Source organism: Thioalkalivibrio sp. AKL10 (assembly GCF_000381845.1).
In the GTDB taxonomy this organism is placed as follows: Bacteria; Pseudomonadota; Gammaproteobacteria; order Ectothiorhodospirales; family Ectothiorhodospiraceae; genus Thioalkalivibrio; species Thioalkalivibrio versutus.
Genome location: NZ_KB907147.1, coordinates 13,129 through 31,549, shown reverse-complemented (window position 1 = coordinate 31,549; position 18,421 = coordinate 13,129). Strand labels below are relative to the sequence as shown.

Genomic DNA, 18,421 nt, shown 5'->3' with positions numbered 1-18,421 from the left:
GATCGAGTCAGCGGTCCGGGAGGTATCGCGCCGGGTCTACCGGCGTCCCGTCCACCCGGATCTCGAAGTGCAACATCGGGCGCTCGGCCCCCGATGACCCCAGACGCGCGATGGTGTCGCCCGCCTGCACCTGGTCACCCTCGCTCACCAGCAATTCATCGTTGTGCCCGTAGGCACTGAGGAACCGCGCGTCGTGCTTGAGGATGATCAATCGACCATACCCCACCAGGCCGCCACCTGCATAGACCACTTCCCCGGCCCGCGTTGCCCGTACGTGATCCCCCCGTTCGCCGCCGATCGCAAGCCCTCGGCGCGTGCCGCTGCTGGAGAATCCGCGCAGCACCTCGCCCGCCGCTGGCCATTGCCAGCCACCCGGATCGGAGGGCGGCGGACTCGAAGTCGACGAGCTTGAGGTAGAGCCGGACGAGGTTCCGCCACCGCTGTCGCGGCCAGAGGCGCCCGAGGATGGTTGCCGCGTGCTCGGCGCTGAAGAGGCCTGTGGCGCGCTGGGCGGCGACGAGCGCGCCGCACCTCGCAGCCGCAGGCGCTGACCGGGATGGATGACATAAGGGGCACCGATGGCATTGCGTCGGGCCAGATCGCGCCATTCCAAGCCGTAGCGCTGGGCAATGCGATACAGCGTCTCGTTGCGCTGCACCACGTGGGTGTCCGGCATTGAGGCCCCGCTGGGCGCACGCGCCGCACAACCGGCCAGGACACTCGCAACCAGGACCAGCACCAACCCCGTCACCAATCCCTGAACCAGGCGCCGGCGCATGTCAGTCCATTACCAGATAGATCGCCATGGCCACGGCCAGCAGGATAATGGCCGCCCAGCCCAGACGCTCCATATACGGTCGCAGATGGCGCTCCGCACGCGGCCCGGCCCAGGCCATGAACAACGCGACCAGGAAGAAACGCAGCCCGCGCCCCACCAGCGACGCGATCAAGAACGGCAACAGGGCCATCGAAAGCGCCCCGGCGGTCACGGTGAACAGCTTGTAGGGGATCGGTGAAAAGCCGGCGACCAGGACGACCCAGACTCCCCAGGTGTCAAACCAGGCCTCGGCCTGGCTTAACTCCTCGCCGTACCCGACCTGATGCAGCCAGGGCCCGATCCACTCGAACGCCAGCCACCCGATCAGGTACCCGAGCAAACCGCCAAGCGCGGAAAACAGGGTGGTCAGCGCGGCCAGCCGCCAGGCGGAACGCGGCTGCGCCGCCGCCATCGGCGCAAGCATCACGTCCGGAGGGATGGGAAAGAACGAAGACTCGGCAAACGAGAGCCCAGCCAGATAACGCGGCGCATGACGATGGCGGGACCAGGCCATCACCCGGTCGTAGAGCGGCTCGAAGAGCTTCATCGATGCCGTACCACCGCGACCAGTTCAGCCACAAATGCCTCGACCTGCACGGTCCGCCGTCATTGCTCGGCCCCCGGAAGCATCGGCACGAACATCACCGCATCCAGGATATCGCGCACATAGGCCTCTTCCGTCCGGGTATAGCGCACCAGCTGCTGACGCCCATCCGGGCCTTCCACCGGCGCGACCAGGCGCCCGCCCAGCGCCAGCTGGGTCAGCAATGCCTCGGGGACCTCCTTCGGCGCTGCGGTCAGGATGATGCCGTCGAACGGCGCCTTGTCCGGCCAGCCGTCGGCCCCGTCACTGTGCCGAAGATTGACGTTGTTGATGCCCAGACGGCTCAACAGTTCACGGGCGTTCCGGCTGAGCGCCTGAATGCGCTCCACCGAGAACACCCGATCCACGATCTGCGCCAGGACCGCCGCCTGATAGCCGGAGCCGGTCCCGATCTCCAGGACCGTCCGAGGGCGCTCGCCCTCGAGCAGTGCCTCGGTCATGCGCGCGACGATAAAGGGCTGGGAGATGGTCTGGCGATGTCCGATCGGCAACGCCGTGTTTTCGTAGGCGCGATGACTCAGCGCCTCCTCCACAAACAGGTGGCGCGGAATCGAACGGATCGCCTCCAGTACTCGCGGGTCGCGGATGCCCTGCCCCTCCAGCAACCGGACCAGTCGGTCACGGGCACGCTGCGAGGTCAAACCGGCGCCGGTGGCGTCAGGAACCATGTCCAGCCTCCGGGAGCGAGTCGTCCAGCCAGCGTCCCACCGTGTCGATGGCGTCAAAGCGCGTGAGGTCCACCTGGATCGGCGTCACCGAGACGTAGCCCTCGCGCACCGCGTGGAAGTCGGTACCCGGGCCGGCATCCTGTTCCGACCCGGCCGGCCCGACCCAGTAGATCGGGCGCCCGCGGGGGTCCTCGTCCGCGATCATCGGCTCCGCCCGATGGCGATGCCCCAGGCGCGTGGCCTGCACACCACGGATCTCGGAGCGCGGCAGATCGGGCACATTCACATTCAGGATGGTGGCCGCCGGCAGCGGCACGCGGTTGATGCGGTCCAGCAATTCAACCACTACGCTTGCCGCAGCGTCGTAGTGCTGCAGATCCGGACCCACCAGCGACACCGCAATCGACGGAAGCCCCAGAAAGCGTCCTTCCATCGCAGCTGCCACCGTGCCGGAATACAGCACGTCGTCGCCCATGTTCGCACCGGCATTGATGCCGGAGATGACCACATCCGGCTCCTGCTGCAACAACCCCGTGATCGCCAGGTGCACGCAGTCCGTCGGGGTCCCGTCGACCTGTACATCACCGCTCTGGAGGTGACGCGCCCGCAGCGGCCGCACCAGCGTCAGGCTGTTGCTGGCACCGCTGCGATCCCGGTCCGGGGCCACCACGTGCACCTCGGCAATCCGCCGCAGATGCGTCGCCAGGCACTGGATGCCCGGGGCGTGAATTCCATCGTCGTTGCTAACCAGAATGCGCATGCAGGAACAGGGCCGTTGGGAGGGCGTTCAATATACTGGAAACCGTCCAGGGAGACGCTCTCGAATCGACTCGATCGCGCCCGCCCCCCGAAAAGTGCGAGTATCCTGCCATGAACTCCGGGGATGATCCCAACGATTTCGACGAATTCCTGCAGGCCGTTGGCAACGTGCGACGGCTGCACAGTGATCAGGCCGATGTCCGTCCCCCGCCTCCCGCAGCCCGGGCACGCCAGCGAGAGGCCGACGAGGCGCGCGCCCATGCCGACTGGCTCAGCGATCCGCTTAACGCCGCCGATCTGCAACCGGGCGATGAACTCCGCTTTGCCCGCCCCGGCATCAGCCCGCGCGTCTTCCGCAAGCTGCGGGGCGGACACTACCGCGTACAGGACGAGATCGACCTGCACGGCCTGTTCGCCGACGAGGCGCGCCGCGCCATTGGCCTGTTCCTTGACGATGCCCGCCGGGGCGGCGCGCTGTGCGTACGCATCGTGCACGGCAAGGGCCTGCGCTCACGCCACAAGGGCCCGGTACTCAAAGGGCTGACCGACCACTGGCTGCGCCAGCGCGACGATGTCCTTGCGTTCTGCTCCGCGCGGCCGACCGACGGCGGCACCGGTGCCGTCTATGTCCTCCTCAAGCGCTCCCGGAGCCCGGATCCCGGCCGCTGAAACCCGCATCCAGAGACCATCTTCCACGCGACAAACGGCGCCCTCACATACGCCTTTCGATATATTCGCATTTTGCGATTTGGATGCTTAGACTGGATCCAGACCCGCAAGGCGGACCCCGGAATCCTGACCCGGATTCATCTATCATTTGGTGAACACCGACCTTGCACTTTATCCACGATCGGTCCATGCTTTGTACAGGTCTTGTACAGACACAGGACGCAACGGACTCTGCACTACGAGGTATTTGCCATGAAGAACTGGAAGCTTGCCCCCCTGGCCCTCGGCCTGATCGCCTTCTCTGCCGCCAGCGGCCAAGCGGGCGCAGACAGCATGCCGCAGCTCTCTCAGGACGATCTGCAAGAGCGCATCGCTGCCAATCGTGACGCCATTCAGAAGTTTGCCAGCACCCTCCAGGGCGAACTGATGTCCGCCATGCAGTCCGGCGGCCCCACCGAGGCGATCCAGGTCTGCAACGAGCGCGCCCCTGCAATTGCGCGTGACATCTCGGCGGAAACCGGCATCGAGATCGGCAGAACCAGCCTGAAGCTGCGCAACCAGGACAACGCCCCCGACCGCTGGGAACGCCTGACCCTGCAGGGTTTCGAAGCCCAGCATGCGGCTGGCACTCCAGCCACGGATCTGCCGCCGCGCTTTGGCGTGGTCGAATCCGATGATGGTGACCCGAAATTCCGCTTCATGGCGGCCATCCCGACCGGCGGCGCCTGCCTGACCTGCCACGGCTCCGACGTCAGTGGCGACGTCAAGCACGCGCTGGAACGTCTCTACCCCGACGACCAGGCGACCGGCTTCCGCGAGGGTGACGTGCGCGGCGCCTTCACCGTGACCCAGGAAATGTAGGCATTCCGGGACCATCGGGCCCGAGTCCCGGGCCCATCGGAAGAGGCCGCCCCCGGGCGGCCTTTTTTGTGGCCGGGACCATCCCGGGGCGCCCACCACAGCCTCCATCCTTGAGCACAACCGCACCGGAACGTGCTATTTTCGTGCCATGGAAGCCGAGAAGGGCGCCCAAAAAAACGCCCCTCCGCGTGCACGACCCCCAGACCTGACCGAAACGCCATATATGACGCGAACCATAGATGCCGAACTGCTTGCCCTCGCCGTGGATGCCTCCAATGACGGTATCGTGATCGCCGAGCGCGAGGGCGACGACAATATCCTGATCTACGTGAATCGTGCCTTCGAGGAACTGACCGGCTATCGCTCCGAGGAGATCCTCTACCGCGACTGCCGCTTCCTGCAGGGGGAGGATACCGACCAGGGCGTGCGCCAGGAGATTCGTGCGGCCATCGACGAAAACCGGCCTTGCCGTGTGACCCTGCGCAACTACCGCAAGGACGGCAGCCTGTTCTGGAACGAGCTGTCGCTGACCCCGGTGTTCAACGACGAAGACCGACTCACCTACTACATCGGTATCCAGAAAGACATCACCGACCGCGTAGAAGCCGAGCAGCGCGCCGAACGCGCCGAACGCAAGCTCAAGAACTCCGCCTGACGCCGACTCAGGCGCGATCCGCTGCCCGCGGGACGCAGATCGCCTCAAGCACACCGGTCGCATACTCCCCGGCCCCCAGCTCCAGCGTCAGCCACAGGTCATGCCCCTCCCAGCGCCACTTCACGGCGCCTGGCACCATGCGCAGCGCGCGGCGCGCCGCCTTCACGTCCGCCTTGGCCAGTCCTTCCGCCAACGCCGGCTCGCCAGCGGCCATCGCTGTCTCCAGTGCCTCAACCTCGCCTTCCGTCTGCATCGCACCCTTGCCCCATAGCGGCCCCGTCGGATGGAGATCCAGCCGGGCAGCGCGCGCCTCGATCTCGGCATCCACCTCCGCCACCGGAAACACGCTGCCCGAGCCTTCAAGATTGGCCACGTCGCCCGGCAGCAACCGGTCCCAGTCGCCGCGGCGGACCCGCTCGGCCAGTACCGCGTTGAAGATCGCGGAACGCGCGGCGGACAAGAGCAGACTGCGCTGGTTGCGGCTGCGCGGCGCGCGACCGCCCCCCAGCCAGGCCCGCGCCTTGGCCAGGTTGTCGCGGCCAAAGCGTTGCGCCCCGAAGTAGTTGGGAATCCCCCCGCTACGGATCGCCTCGAGGATCTGTTCCGCGGCCGCGCGATCGCCCTGCACATCACCCAGACGGATCTCGAAGCGATTGCCCGCCAGGTGCCCAGTACGCAACTTGCGCGCATGGCGGGCAATCTGCAGCACCCGCATCCGGCCCGCCTCCTCCCCGCCTTCCTGGGCGGCATTCCAGGCCTCGGCACGGGCCGTCCAATCCGGCTCGGACTCCGGCGGGCATTGCACGCTGAACCACTGGAGCGTCACCGCCTGGCGGTCCTTGCGCCCGGCGTAGCTGACCTTGCCCCGGCCTGCGCCCGACTCGCGCGCCAGCCAGACCGCCACGTCCTCGCTGTTCAGCAGGCGCTTCTCGATCTCCAGCCAGACATGTTCCCCCTCACCTTCGGGCGTCGTTGCCGGCAATTCCTCAACCCGGAAATCTTCCGGGCATGCCTTGATCATCGCGGTCAGGGGCGGGCGCCAGGGGTAGGGTGTCGCGTTCATCTCGGGCTCCTGACTCATCGGGGGGATGCCGGCCGGGCAACATCGTCGCGCACATAGACCGGCTGCGCGTCTTCAGGCGCCACCGCCTCGCCGCGCTCCCAGGCATCCACTGCCAGCAGCGCAACCTCGCGCGCGTCGGGCAACGCGTCGGCGTCCACCGCCTCGCTCGCCAGCCCCTGCGCGGCGGCCAGATCGGGGAAGGTGGCGAAGGCCGACCCCAGCCCATAGCGCTCGCCCACCGGCCAGGCCACGACCAGGCTCTCCGGTGCGGCCACCTGCTCCGGCCCAAGGCCCACGCGCTCGCCCTGAACCGGACAAAGGCTCCAGTACACCTCCCCCATGCGTGCATCCAGCGCCGCAAGCACGGCCGCCGGCCGGCGATCGTCGCGCAGCGCCTGTTGGGCCAGCGCCTGCAACGTGGAGACGGGAACCACCGGGCGGTCCAGGGCGAAGGCAATCCCTTGCGCCACGCCCAGCCCCAGGCGTACACCGGTAAACGCACCCGGCCCCCGTCCGACGGCCACGCCATCCAGACTGCTGCGCGGCACGTCCGCCTCGCGCAGCAATTGCTCGATCTGCCCCAGGATCAGCTCGCCATGCCGGCGCGCCGCGCGCTCGCGCACACAATGGATCTCGCCATCAAGATAAAGGGCTGCCGAACACTGTTCGGAAGCGGTCTCCAGTGCGATCAAGCGCATATGTTGCGTCCCCGGGCATGCGCGAGAAAACGCAGCGCGGCGGCCGGCTCCCGCGTACGGTGAAACGCCGGCAGGCTGGCCAGAAAGCGCCGGCCGTAGGATTTTCCGGTTAGCCGCGGATCACACAAGGCGAGGATGCCCGCATCGTCGGCGTCCCGAATCAGCCGCCCCGCGCCCTGTTTCAGCGCCAGCACGGCCTGCGGCAGGGTGAATTCCATGAACGGGGAACGCCCCTCCGCCTCCAGCGCGGACGCGCGGGCCTGCAGCACCGGGTCATTCGGCGCGGCAAACGGCAAACGATCAATGATCACCACCGACAGTGCCTCGCCGCGGATGTCGACGCCTTCCCAGAAACTGTGCGCCCCCAGCAGCCACGCATTGCCCGACTCGCGAAAACGCGCCAGCAGGTCGCCCCGCGGCTGCTCGCCCTGCACCAGCAGTTCGCGATCGGCCGGCAACTCCGCACGCAGGATCGCCGCCGCTTCCTGCAATGCGCGATGGCTGGTAAATAGGAAGAATCCGCCGCCCGGGTTGTCACGCAGCAGCGGCCAGGCCCAGGCGATGCAGGCGCGGGTATAGCCCGGGTCGTTCGGATTGGGCAGCGGGGGCTGTGGGTGGACCAGGCAGGCCTGATTGGGGAAATCGAACGGGCTGTCCAGGCGTTCGCTTGCAACATCGGCCGGCAGGCCGAGTCGGCGCGCCGCATGGCCGAAGTCCTCGCCCACCGCCAGGGTGGCCGAGGTAAAAATCCACGCCGCCGGCCGCGCGGCGCGCCGCTGTGCCAGCGGCCGTGCCGCATCCAGCGGTGTCCGGTGCAAGATCAGGCTCTGACTGAAACGCTCCGCCCAGGCCACCGTGTCCGGGGTCTCCTCGCGCCAGTCGCGCAGGCGTTCCAGCAACAGGGCGCTGCGCCCGCGCAGCTGCTCCAGGCCTGGTGCCCGTGCGGCCGCGGCCTCCAGCGCGTCGCCGACAAAACCGAGGTTCGTGTCGAGCCGATCCAGCAACGGATCGAGCTCGCCGCCGGGACTGACCCTATCCCAGCTGGAGCGGCCCTCCCAGGTGCGCGAGGCATCCAGAAGCTCGGCCACACTCGCCTCCAGCTCCGCGATGCGCTGGCGGATATCCAGCATCTCCGGGGCATGCTGTTCCTGCTCGCGCCGGGTGTCCCGTGCCAGTTCGCGCAACGCGCGCGTGCCGACCGCAATGCCAAAAAACGACCCGGCGATATCCGGCAGCTGATGAGCCTCGTCGACAATCACCGCGTCGACCTCCGGCAGGAGTTCGCCGAAGCCCTCTTCTTTCAGGGCCATATCCGCGAGCAGCAGGTGATGATTGACCACCACCACGTCGGCCTCCTGTGCGCGCTTGCGGGCCTGCACCACGAAGCAGTCGTTGTAGCTCGGGCATTCCCCTCCCAGGCAGTTGTCCACGGTCGAGGTGACCTGCGGCCACAACCTGGAGTCCTCCGCGAGGATCCCGGCCTGCCCCAGGTCGCCGGTAGGGCTTGTACGCGCAAACCGCTGCAGGGCCTCGATGACCGGCAACTGCTCGCGCCGCACGGGGCTGCCGGTCGCCCCCCCGGCCTCGGCCGCGGCCAGTTCCAGGCGGTAGTGGCACAGATAGTTGGCGCGGCCCTTCAGCAGCGCAGCCCGCGGGCGGTATCCCAGGGCCTCGCAAACCACCGGCAGGTCGCGATCGAAGAGCTGGTCCTGCAGGGTCTTGGTTCCGGTGGAGATCAGGGCACGCCGGCGCGACTGCAGGATCGGCACGAGATATGCGAAGGTCTTTCCCACCCCGGTCGCGGCCTCGACCAGCAGGGCGGTGGGCGCAGTCGCCAGCGCCTCTTCGACCGCCACGGCCATGCGTTGCTGTGGCTCGCGCGGACGGAAGCCTTCGACCGCGGTGGCCAGATCCCCGCCCGGGCTCAGGGCCCGTACCGCCGCCGACTCCACCGTTACCGCGTTCGACGAGTCAGACAATGTCGGCTTCCAGGCGGCGGATCGCCTCGCGGGCCTCGTCGGCCCCGGCCGCGTCGCCCTGCGCCTCGCGGGCCTTCAGGATCAGTCGCCAATTCTGCAGGGCCAGTTCGCGGTCTCCAGCGCCCACCATCTGCAACGAACGACCGGCCAGACGCTCGGCCTGCTGGTAGCGCCCCTGTTCCATGCGCAGCGCGGCCATCTGGTGCCACAGCCCGGCATCCCGCGGCGCAATCCGCAAGGCGCGCTCCAGACGCTGCTCCGCGCGCGCGGTGTCCCCGGCCTGGCGCGCGGACTCGGCCTGCTGGGCCAGGTTCAGGGCCGCGGCGGGTGTCGCCGCGCGTTCCGGCTCACGGGGTTCGGCCCGATCTTCGCTGGGCGCTGCATCCTCCCCGGTGATCTCCCCGTCGTCAGGCACCGGGGCACTCGCATCCCGGGGCGCCGGCGTCGCACAGGCGGCGAGCAGCGCGGCCAGCGCAACAGCACCCAGCCACTGCGCCGGGCGCCACGCCGAACCGGCGGGCAGCGTGACGCGAAACGGGGATCGTGCGGTACACAACATCTTCACCGGAATAGCCTCTCGAACCAGCCTTGCGGGCTGGAATCACTGCGCAGATCACACTCGGCGCGTGTCTCGGGGCTCGAATTCTGCCAGAACGGCAGCCTCTTCACCGACTCGCAGGCGTGGTCATCGCTTTCCACACGCAACCCGGAGGCAAGATCGACCCCCTGATAGTCGATGCCGGGGTGGCCCTCCAGGCGCAGGGATTGCACCCCGATCCCCGCCATGATCTCCGCCCACACCGGCGCGGCGGACACCCCACCGGTCAGACCGGTGGGACGGTTATCGTCCATACCCAGCCAGACCACCGCCACATGGCGATCATCAAATCCTGCAAACCAGCTATCGCGAAAGTTGTTGGTGGTCCCGGTCTTCCCGGCCACGACCTCACCGTTCAGGCGCGCATTGATCCGGCTCCCAGTACCTTCCCGGGTCACGTCATGCAGCGCGTGGGTCAACAAACGCACCGCACCATCCGACACCGCGCCCTGCAGGGACAGCCCGTAGTGCGAGAGCATCTCGTCGTCCTGATCCAGCACGTCGCGGATCACCCGGGTTTCGGTCGCATAGCCACCGTTCGCCAGGGCCTGATAGAGCCCGGCCACCTCCAGTGGCGAAAGCTCGATCGCACCCAGCGCCAGCGACGGCAGCGGGGCCGGCGTGCGCTGCAGACCCAGCGTCTGCAGCAAGCTGACCACTTGCGAAATCCCGATATCCTCGGCCAGACGCACCGTAGCGATGTTGTACGACTGCACCAGGGCCTCCCACGCGGTCACCGGCCCCCGGTATTCGCGGTCAAAGTTGCGCGGTGTCCAGGGCTCGCCATGCGGCAGCTGCAGGGTCAGCGGGCTGTCGTCGAGGAGCGTCGCCAGGGTGTATCGGTTCGGGTTGGTCAGGGCCGCGAGGTACACGAACGGCTTGATCACCGAGCCGACCTGACGCTGGGCCTCCACCGCACGGTTATAGCCGGGATAGCGCGGGTTGCGATCACCGACCACCGCCAGCACCTCGCCGGCCTGCGGGTCGGTCACGACGGCCGCGGCCTGCAGATCCTCGAGGTCGGTGCCGCCCCCGCGACGCCGGACCAGGTCGTCCACGCCACGTACCAGCCGTTCCTCGAGACGCATCTGGACGACCGGATCCATGGTGGTGAAGATCCGCAGGCCCTCGCTGCGCAGGTCCTCGTCCGCGTAATCGGCGCGCAGCTCGCGGCGCACTAGATCCAGGAATGCCGGGAAGCGGCTGCGTCCTTCCGGCATTACCGGGGAGACGTCAAGTGCCGTCGCCAGCGCCCGGTCCACCCGGTCGCGCTCGGCCAGTCCCGTCTCGGCCATCGCCTCCAGCACCCGGTCCCGGCGCTCCGTGGCACGTTGCGGATAGCGTCGGGGGTCATAGTAACTGGCCCCGCGCGCCAGCCCCACGAGCAGCGCCAGCTGGTCCAGACGCAACTCGTTCAACGGGCGCTGATAGTAGAACTGCGCAGCCTGACCGAAGCCGTGGATCGCCCGTTCACCTGTCTGCCCCAGAAACACCTCGTTCAGGTAGGCCTCGAGGATCTCCCGCTTGTCATAGCGGTGCTCCAGCAACAGGGCCATCACCGCTTCGTTCAGCTTGCGCGTCAGCGTCTGGTCACGGGTCAGGTAGAAATTCTTCACCAGCTGCTGCGTCAGGGTGCTGCCACCCTGCACCGTGCGTCCGGCCCGCAGGTTCGCGACCGCGGCCCGCCCGATGCCGACCGGGTCCACCCCCCGATGGGACATGAAGCGGCGGTCCTCGATCGCCAGCAAGGCCCCGATCAGCTCGCGCGGCACCTCGTCAATATCGACCAGGATACGGTCCTCCCCGTGGGTCGGATAGATACTCCCGATCAGCAGCGGCTCCACTCTCATCAGGTCCACATTGCGCCCACTGGACTGCTCGGTGACCGACTCCACGCGGCCCTCGGACAGGCGCACCCGCACCGAATGCGCCGGCTCCCGACCGTCGGCAAAGGTGAACGGCCGGGTGGTCAGGCGCGCGCTACTGCCTTCGATGCGGAACTCGCCGGGCCCGGCGCCATCCGGGGTCTGGCGATAATTCAGGGTGCGCAGCTCGGTCTCCAGCGCATCCGCGGTCAACGACCGCCCCGCATAGAGCTCCAGGGGCCGCGCATACACCCGCGCCGGCAGCGCCCAACGCTGCCCCTCGAACCGCTCACGAATCTCGCGGTCCAGTTGATGCACATAGATGCCACCCACCGTAAGGCCGGCGAGCAGCAGCCCCGCCAGGGTCCAGCTGCCCGCACCGAACAGGCGCCGGAGTCGGCCCCTTCGGGGCGCGCTTCGCTTGCGGGGACGTGTAGTGGCTTTTCGCGGCATGGCGTGTGATGGGCGAGGTGACCGAAACGGCAGCAATGGTACCCTGATGCGTAAGCGAAAACGGGTGCATGGCCGGCGATTCCGGGAAAAAGACCCGGCTCCCGATGCCCAACACCCCCACGGCCTACTGCGGAGCCCCGATGACCGAACTGGAACAGCACCACAAGCGCCTGCACCAACTGGTCGCGGACCGCGGATTTCCCGCCCCGGTGCCGGATGCCGACACCGTGCGCACCATCGAAACCCACATCTCCACGGTCATCCTCGCGGGTGAGGACGCCTACAAGTTCAAGAAGCCGCTGAACCTCGGTTTCCTCGACTTCTCCACCCTCGAGGCTCGCCAGCACTACTGCGAGACCGAGCTGGAGGTCAATCGCCGTCTGGCACCCCAGATCTACCTGGAGGTTGCCACCCTCAATGGCGACGATGCCCACCCCGTCATCAACGGCGAGGGCCCCATCCTCGACTACGCCGTGCATATGCGCCGGTTCGACCGCAAACGGCAGCTGGACCACCTTCTGGACAAGGGCCAACTGCCCGCCGCCGCCATGGATGCACTGGGGCACTACATCGCCGCCTTCCACGAACGCACCGAACGCACCGATGCGCAGTCCGAGTACGGCACCGCAGAGGCCGCCACCCAACCGATGCTGGACAACTTTCCGGCCCTGAAGGAGACCGTTCGTGGTGCGTCGGACCGGGCACGCCTGGAACGGCTGGAACAGTGGACGCGATCGGAAATCAATCGATTGAAGGCTACACTTGAAGCTCGGCATGACGAGGGTTTCGTGCGCCATGGCCATGGCGACCTGCACCTGGGCAACCTGGTTTATGTCGATGACGAGAACGGCGAGGAAGTGCCGGTCGCCTTTGACGCGATCGAGTTTGACCCCGCCCTGCGCTGGATCGACGTGATCTCCGAGATCGCCTTTACCACCATGGATCTTCTGGCCCGTCAGTCGCGCGCCCACGCCTGGCGGCTACTCAATGCCTACCTGGACGGGCGCGAAGACTTCGACGGTCTCGCGCTCCTGCCGTTGTACCAGGTCTACCGTGCGCTGATCCGGGCCAAGGTCCAGGGCATTCACGGGGCCGAGGCGCAGCTCCCTTCCGACGAACAGGCGGCCCACCAGGCGGAGATGGGCCGCTATCTAGCCCTCGCCGAGCGCCTGACCGAACCTGGATCCCCCCGCCTGATCCTGATGCATGGCGTCTCCGGCAGCGGCAAGACCGTGATCAGCACACAGATCATCGAAGCCCTGGGCGCCGTGCGCCTGCGCTCGGATATCGAACGCAAACGCATGTCCGACGCCGTCTCCTACAGTGCCGACGCCCGGGCCCAGATCTACGGCCATCTGCGCGAGCGCGCCCAACGCCTGCTGGCGCTCGGCCTGACCGTGGTGGTCGACGCCACCTTCCTGACCCAGGACCAGCGCGCCCCGTTCCAGCGTCTGGCACTGGAGCAGGCGGCCGGCTTTGCGGTGGTTGCCTGTCGCGCCCGGGACGAAGTACTGCGCGAACGACTCGAGGCCCGCACCCGTGCGGGCCGTGATGCCTCGGATGCCGGCGTCGAGGTGATGGAACAGCAACAGCCGCAGCAGGAATGGCCCGCCCCCGAGGAGGGCCGCATCGAGGTGGCCCCGGAGGCACCGCTGGATCCGGACGCGCTCGCCCGCCAATTGCTGCAACCCGTCGCAAGCTGAGCGACCGCGTACAATCAGCGATAGACAGACCCCGGATACTCCGTCAACTTCGAGACACAGTAACTGGCACGCTCGCCCTCGAGCCCGGAACCCGACCAGGAAACCGCAGGAGCCCCCATGCATCATCACCGCCCCGGTCCGCTCGACCGAATCCGCCGCACCCTCACGCCCATTGCTGTCGGCGGGTTGCTGGCCATCGGCTCCACCGCCCAGGCCGATGCCCTGCTGCACTACGTCGACGACGAAGGACTGGAGAGCCAGATCCTGGTGCGCGGCGACATCGTGCGCATGGAGCTCAACGAGTCCATCAGCGGCACCTCCGGCTACATGCTCTTCGACGCCAGAACCGACCAGCTGACGGTCGTGGACGACACGGAACAGACCTACACCCCGCTGACTCGCGAGGTGATGGACCAGCAGATGCGCGCCATGACCGACATGGTCAGCGACCTGCGCCGGCAAATGGAGCAGCTCCCACCCGAGGTGCGCCAGCAGCTCGAGGAGCAGCTGGGCATCGGGGCGGAGGGTTTCGATGCCGAGATCGACACCCGCGCCACCGGCGAACAACGCGAAATCGGGGACTTCGTCTGCGACGATTACGAGGTGCTGATCGACGGACAGGTGCAAAGCACGGTCTGCGTAACGGAGCCGGATACCCTAGGCCTGGGCAACGCGGATTTCGCGACCCTGGGTGCCCTGATGGATCGCCTGTACGAGCTGTCCCTGAGCGCCCTTGAGGCCGGCGGGCCGATGGCCTCGCAGATGGGCGCCTCCCTGCTTCCGCGCGTCGACGGCATCCCACTGCAGGTCAGTGAAAAGGGCGGCGTGACCACGCGGCTTGCCGGCATCTCCACCGACGACCTCAGCGCCGCACTCTTCAGCGTCCCCGACAGCTATGCCGAACGCGATCTTTTCTGACACCCGGCGCCGACGGCTGCCGCTTGCCCTGGCCGGCCCCGGGCTTCTGCTGCTTGCGGCCTGCAGTGCGGGCCCCGAACCCCGCGGAGGGGACACCGCGCCCGTTGCCACACCCGAAGGCCTTGCGGACGGCCCAATGAGCCCCACGCCCGAGGCTGGCCTGGAACGCTCCGAGGTCGTGCTGACCGCCCTCGGTCACCTCGATACCCCGTACCAGTACGGCGGCACCGAGGCCACCGGGCTGGACTGCTCGGCCCTCGTCCAGCGGGCCTACCGCGAGGCCGGGCGCGCCGTCCCGCGCACGACACGCGACCAGGCCCGCGCCGCGACCCGACGCGAGGGGCCGCCCACCCCGGGTGACGTGGTGTTCTTCGCCATTAACGGGAATCAAATCGACCACGTCGGGGTCTACGTGGGAGACGGCCGCTTCGTGCATGCGCCCAGCGCACGGGGTCAGGTTCGCATCGAGCATCTGGACAACCCGTACTGGGCGCCCCGAACCCGCTTTGCCGGTCATTTCTTCAACTGACCGCGATCAGAGCCCGCCCGTCGTCGCCGGATCCACCGCTGACGGCGCGCATACAACCCCATCCTGGCCAGGCCTGGAATCACAATAGAGGAAGGAACCATGAAAACACTCACCGGTATTTCGCGCACCCTGCGCCACTCCGCCCTGGCGATCGGCCTGGGCCTCGGTCTCGCCGTTGGCGGCACCGCAAGCGCCTATGAGACGTTCATGGAGACCGACGAACGCGTCATCTTCACGACCGAAGGCGAATACGACTTCTACTTCGAGATGGTCGAAGAGGCCATCGCCGCTGAAGGCCTGGTCATCAACAACGTCGGCTACATCGCCAACATGCTGGACCGCACCGGTGGACAGGAAAGCGGCGAAGGCATCTACCTCAACGGGCAATCGGTCGACTTCTGCAGCGCCACCTACTCGCGCGCGACCATGGAGGCCGATCCGCACAACATGCTCTTCTGCCCCTACATCATCACGGTCTACGAGCTCTCCGAGGAACCGGGCACAATCTACATGGGCTACACGCCGGTTCCCGAGGTCGGCGACAAGGACTCGAAGGAAAGCCTGCGCGCCGTCAACGAACTGGTCGAGCGCATCATCAAGGAAGCCCTCGCCTTCTGATCCCAGGGACCATTGTCGCAACGAAAAATGCCCGGCAGCCTTGCGGCCCCGGGCATTTTTATGTCCCCTGTCCTACATATGGCTAGGACAGGGTGATTCGGACAGGCATGAACCGGGTCAGGGCGTCTGATCCTCTTCCGCCCCTTCCTTCTTCACCGGCAGCAGGACCTGACGGTCGACACCCAGCATCAACGCTGCGGTCGCCGCGATGAAGATGGACGAGTACGTCCCCACGACCACCCCGATGATCAGCGCAATCGAGAAGTTCTGCAGGGCCGCCCCACCCAGGAAGGCGAGCGAGAGCAACACCAGCAGGGTGGTCATGCTGGTCACGATGGTCCGCGCCAGGGTCTTGTTCACCGCATTGTTCATCACCTGTTCCGTGCTCTGCTTGCGCAGCACACGGAAGTTCTCGCGTATTCGGTCGTACACCACGATGGTGTCATTCAGCGAGTAGCCAATCACCGCCAGCACGGCGGCGAGCACCCCCAGGTCGAACTCCATCTGCAGCAGCGAGAAGATCCCCAGCGTGATCAGCACGTCGTGCACCAGCGCCAGCACCGATCCAATGGAGAAGCGCCACTCGAAACGCACTGCCACATAGATCAGGATGCCGGCCAGCGCATAGATCATCGCCAGACCGCCCTGCTCGCGAAGCTCCTCGCCGACGGCCGGACCGACGAACTCCACCCGACGAAGATCCGGATCGTCCGGCCCGCCATCCCGAAGAGCATTCAACACCCGGTTGGACAACATCGCCGGGTTGTCGTCGTCTTCGCTTGGCGGCAGGCGAATCAGGACATCGCGCGAGGTGCCGAAGGTCTGCACCTGCGCCCCCTCATAGCCGCCCGCCGACAGGGTCTCGCGGATCGTATCCAGCTCCACCGCTTCGGGGTAGCCCACTTCCACCAGGGTCCCCCCGGTGAAGTCGATCCCGAAGTTCAGCCCGCGGGTGGCCAGCAGCGCCACCGAGATAATGATCAGGACCAGCGAGATCGCGATCGTGATCTTGCGCTTGCCGAGGAAATCGATGTTCGATTCAGCGAAATTCAGATGCGGAAGCATAGTTTTCTCCGCGCTCAGATGGCCAGGCGCGTCAGCCGACGCTGGCGCCCGTAGGTCAGATTGACGATTGCGCGGGTCACGATGATCGCGGTGAACATCGACGCGATGATCCCGATCGACAACGTGATGGCAAAGCCCTTGATCGGCCCGGTACCGAACAGGAACAGCACCAGCGCCGCGATCAGCGTGGTCACGTTGGCATCCGCGATGGTGGTGAACGCTCGGTCATAGCCCGACGAAATGGCCGCCTGGGGTGACAGTCCGTTGCGGATCTCCTCGCGTATGCGCTCAAAGATCAGCACGTTGGCGTCCACCGCCATGCCGACGGTCAGCACGATCCCCGCAATCCCCGGCAGGGTCAGGGTCGCCTGCAGCATCGACAAAACCGAGACGATGAAGATCAGGTTCAGTGCCAGCGCCACGTTCGCGATCAGTCCAAAGGCGCGGTAGTAGAGGATCATGAAGATCATCACGAGGATGAATCCGATCACCACCGACTGCATGCCGCGATCGATGTTCTCCTGGCCCAGGCTCGGACCCACCGTGCGTTCCTCGACAATCGACATCGGCGCGGCCAGCGCACCGGCGCGCAGCAGCAGCGCGAGGTTGCGCGCCTCACGCGTGGTATCCAGACCCGAGATCTGGAAGCGTCGGCCCAGCGGCTCGTTGATGCGCGCAACGTTGATGACCTCTTCGCTGCGCGAGGTACGCATGACCTGCTCGCCGTCTTCCTCCACCGTCTCGGTGGTCGTCTCGATGAACACCGACGCCATCAGGCGGCCCACGTTATCCGAGGTCACCCGCGAGAAGATGCGCGCCCCCTGGCCATCGAGATTGATGAACACGGCCGGGCCGCCACTATCCTGGGCAATCCCGGAAGAGGCGTCGGTAATGTAGTCACCGGTGAGCATCACCTGGCGCTGCAGCAGCACCGGGGTCCCGTCACGCTCGCGGTACAGACGCGTCCCGGACGGTGCGCGGCCAGATTCAGCGGCCTCCATCGGGTCACCGGCCTCGGAGACCAGGCGGAACTCCAGCGTGGCGGTCGCGCCGAGCACTTCCTTGGCCCGCGCAGTGTCCTGCACGCCGGGGAGCTGAACCACGATCCGGTGCTCGCCCTGCTGGGCAATGATCGGCTCGGCCACGCCCAGCTCATCCACGCGCGAGCGCAGGGTAGAGATGTTCTGCTGCAGGGCCTGACGGCGCAGCTCGGTCAGGTGGTCATCGCTCAGGGTGCCCACCATGCGGGTGGTGTCGCCGCTACCGCGGATCTCCCATTCCAGCTCGCCGCGATATTCACGGGTCAGCCAGCTCTCGGCTGCCGCGAGGTTTTCCTCGTCCGCGAACATGACGGTCAGGTCACTGGAACTGCGCTCGATCGTGTCGAACGTCAGACGCTCGTCGCGCATCCTGCCGCGCAGCTCGTTGGAGTAGCGTTCCATCGCCGTTCCGATCACGGCATCCAGATCCACCTCCATCAGGAAGTGCACCCCGCCGCGCAGGTCCAGACCCAGTGCCATCGGCTGACCGTTGATCGCGCGCAGCCAGTTCGGCGTCGCCGGGGCCAGATTCAGGGCGACGGTGTAGTTGTCATCCAGGGCATTGCGCAGGATCTCCGCGGCGAGCGACTGCTCGTCGCTGGTCTCGAAGCGCAGGAGTAGCTGCCCGTCGTCCTGCTCCTCCACCTGTTTCGGCGTCACGCCCTGGGCACCCAGGATGGTGCCCATCAGGTCACGGATGTTCCCGTCGATCTCGCCGGTGACCGGATTACCGATCTGCACCGACGGGTCTTCCGGGAACAGGTTGGGCGCGGCATACAGCCCCGCGCCCAGAACGACCACGACGATCAGGGCGTACAGCCACGCCGGATAGGAATTGCGCATATCAAAAACCCTGGAG

At 66.9% G+C, this 18,421-nt stretch carries 18 protein-coding genes; 7 read left to right on the top strand and 11 right to left on the bottom strand.

What is annotated here, in order from left to right:
* Positions 1 to 7 precede the first annotated feature (7 nt).
* Genes G333_RS0113850 through surE form a run of 4 tightly spaced genes read right to left on the bottom strand, consistent with a single transcriptional unit; the run spans position 8 to position 2,849 of the window.
* Complete coding sequence (locus G333_RS0113850; RefSeq protein WP_019628717.1) at positions 8 to 778, bottom strand: peptidoglycan DD-metalloendopeptidase family protein; 771 nt, start codon at positions 776 to 778, stop codon at positions 8 to 10.
* 1 nt (position 779) lies between these two features.
* Positions 780 to 1,364 carry a YqaA family protein gene (locus G333_RS0113845; protein WP_018145816.1) on the bottom strand — a complete coding sequence of 195 codons (585 nt, stop codon included), beginning with the start codon at positions 1,362 to 1,364 and terminating at the stop codon, positions 780 to 782.
* 59 nt (positions 1,365 to 1,423) lie between these two features.
* Complete coding sequence (locus tag G333_RS0113840) at positions 1,424 to 2,089, bottom strand: protein-L-isoaspartate(D-aspartate) O-methyltransferase (RefSeq protein WP_018169643.1); 666 nt, start codon at positions 2,087 to 2,089, stop codon at positions 1,424 to 1,426.
* Positions 2,079 to 2,849, bottom strand: a complete 771-nt coding sequence (gene surE / locus G333_RS0113835) for a 5'/3'-nucleotidase SurE (protein WP_018145818.1) — start codon at positions 2,847 to 2,849, stop codon at positions 2,079 to 2,081. The genes G333_RS0113840 and surE overlap by 11 nt, the downstream gene beginning before the upstream one ends.
* A gap of 110 nt (positions 2,850 to 2,959) precedes the next feature.
* Between surE and G333_RS0113830 the strand changes: the two genes are divergently transcribed.
* The 3 genes from G333_RS0113830 to G333_RS0113820 all read left to right on the top strand — a co-directional run bounded on the left by G333_RS0113830 (position 2,960) and on the right by G333_RS0113820 (position 5,033).
* Positions 2,960 to 3,517 carry a Smr/MutS family protein gene (locus tag G333_RS0113830; RefSeq protein WP_018650212.1) on the top strand — a complete coding sequence of 186 codons (558 nt, stop codon included), beginning with the start codon at positions 2,960 to 2,962 and terminating at the stop codon, positions 3,515 to 3,517.
* Between the two features lie 252 nt (positions 3,518 to 3,769).
* Entirely contained in the window at positions 3,770 to 4,378 is a 609-nt protein-coding gene (locus G333_RS0113825; RefSeq protein WP_018650213.1) for a DUF3365 domain-containing protein, read from the top strand.
* Between the two features lie 223 nt (positions 4,379 to 4,601).
* Entirely contained in the window at positions 4,602 to 5,033 is a 432-nt protein-coding gene (locus G333_RS0113820) for a PAS sensor domain-containing protein (protein WP_018650214.1), read from the top strand.
* Between the two features lie 7 nt (positions 5,034 to 5,040).
* On the opposite strand, the gene truD is transcribed toward G333_RS0113820, so the two are convergent.
* The 5 genes from truD to mrcB are packed head-to-tail and all read right to left on the bottom strand — an operon-like array spanning position 5,041 to position 11,689.
* On the bottom strand, positions 5,041 to 6,096 hold the full coding sequence (truD, locus tag G333_RS0113815) for a tRNA pseudouridine(13) synthase TruD (protein ID WP_019628716.1): 1,056 nt from the start codon (positions 6,094 to 6,096) through the stop codon (positions 5,041 to 5,043).
* Between the two features lie 14 nt (positions 6,097 to 6,110).
* On the bottom strand, positions 6,111 to 6,794 hold the full coding sequence (tsaB, locus tag G333_RS0113810) for a tRNA (adenosine(37)-N6)-threonylcarbamoyltransferase complex dimerization subunit type 1 TsaB (RefSeq protein ID WP_018176882.1): 684 nt from the start codon (positions 6,792 to 6,794) through the stop codon (positions 6,111 to 6,113).
* Complete coding sequence (locus G333_RS0113805; protein ID WP_019628715.1) at positions 6,785 to 8,746, bottom strand: ATP-dependent DNA helicase; 1,962 nt, start codon at positions 8,744 to 8,746, stop codon at positions 6,785 to 6,787. The genes tsaB and G333_RS0113805 overlap by 10 nt, the downstream gene beginning before the upstream one ends.
* A gap of 19 nt (positions 8,747 to 8,765) precedes the next feature.
* Complete coding sequence (locus G333_RS0113800; RefSeq protein WP_019628714.1) at positions 8,766 to 9,338, bottom strand: tetratricopeptide repeat protein; 573 nt, start codon at positions 9,336 to 9,338, stop codon at positions 8,766 to 8,768.
* Positions 9,335 to 11,689, bottom strand: coding sequence for a penicillin-binding protein 1B (mrcB, locus tag G333_RS0113795; RefSeq protein WP_155986128.1), 2,355 nt, complete (start codon positions 11,687 to 11,689; stop codon positions 9,335 to 9,337). Before mrcB ends, G333_RS0113800 begins: the two co-directional genes overlap by 4 nt.
* A 140-nt stretch (positions 11,690 to 11,829) precedes the next feature.
* Here mrcB and G333_RS0113790 point away from each other — a divergent pair, with 140 nt between their 5' ends.
* The 4 genes from G333_RS0113790 (at position 11,830) to G333_RS0113775 (ending at position 15,457) form a co-directional block, all read left to right on the top strand.
* Positions 11,830 to 13,392, top strand: a complete 1,563-nt coding sequence (locus tag G333_RS0113790) for a bifunctional aminoglycoside phosphotransferase/ATP-binding protein (protein WP_026340971.1) — start codon at positions 11,830 to 11,832, stop codon at positions 13,390 to 13,392.
* A gap of 117 nt (positions 13,393 to 13,509) precedes the next feature.
* Positions 13,510 to 14,310, top strand: a complete 801-nt coding sequence (locus tag G333_RS0113785; protein ID WP_019628711.1) for a hypothetical protein — start codon at positions 13,510 to 13,512, stop codon at positions 14,308 to 14,310.
* A complete protein-coding gene (locus tag G333_RS0113780; RefSeq protein WP_231368507.1) occupies positions 14,288 to 14,839 on the top strand; it encodes a C40 family peptidase in 552 nt (183 codons plus the stop codon). The genes G333_RS0113785 and G333_RS0113780 overlap by 23 nt, the downstream gene beginning before the upstream one ends.
* A 99-nt stretch (positions 14,840 to 14,938) precedes the next feature.
* Positions 14,939 to 15,457 carry a DUF302 domain-containing protein gene (locus G333_RS0113775; protein ID WP_018169632.1) on the top strand — a complete coding sequence of 173 codons (519 nt, stop codon included), beginning with the start codon at positions 14,939 to 14,941 and terminating at the stop codon, positions 15,455 to 15,457.
* Between the two features lie 117 nt (positions 15,458 to 15,574).
* On the opposite strand, the gene secF is transcribed toward G333_RS0113775, so the two are convergent.
* Together secF and secD are read right to left on the bottom strand one after the other, a co-directional pair.
* On the bottom strand, positions 15,575 to 16,522 hold the full coding sequence (gene secF / locus G333_RS0113770; protein WP_018937722.1) for a protein translocase subunit SecF: 948 nt from the start codon (positions 16,520 to 16,522) through the stop codon (positions 15,575 to 15,577).
* Positions 16,523 to 16,536: 14 nt separating this feature from the next.
* Positions 16,537 to 18,405, bottom strand: a complete 1,869-nt coding sequence (secD, locus tag G333_RS0113765; RefSeq protein ID WP_019628710.1) for a protein translocase subunit SecD — start codon at positions 18,403 to 18,405, stop codon at positions 16,537 to 16,539.
* Positions 18,406 to 18,421 lie beyond the last annotated feature (16 nt).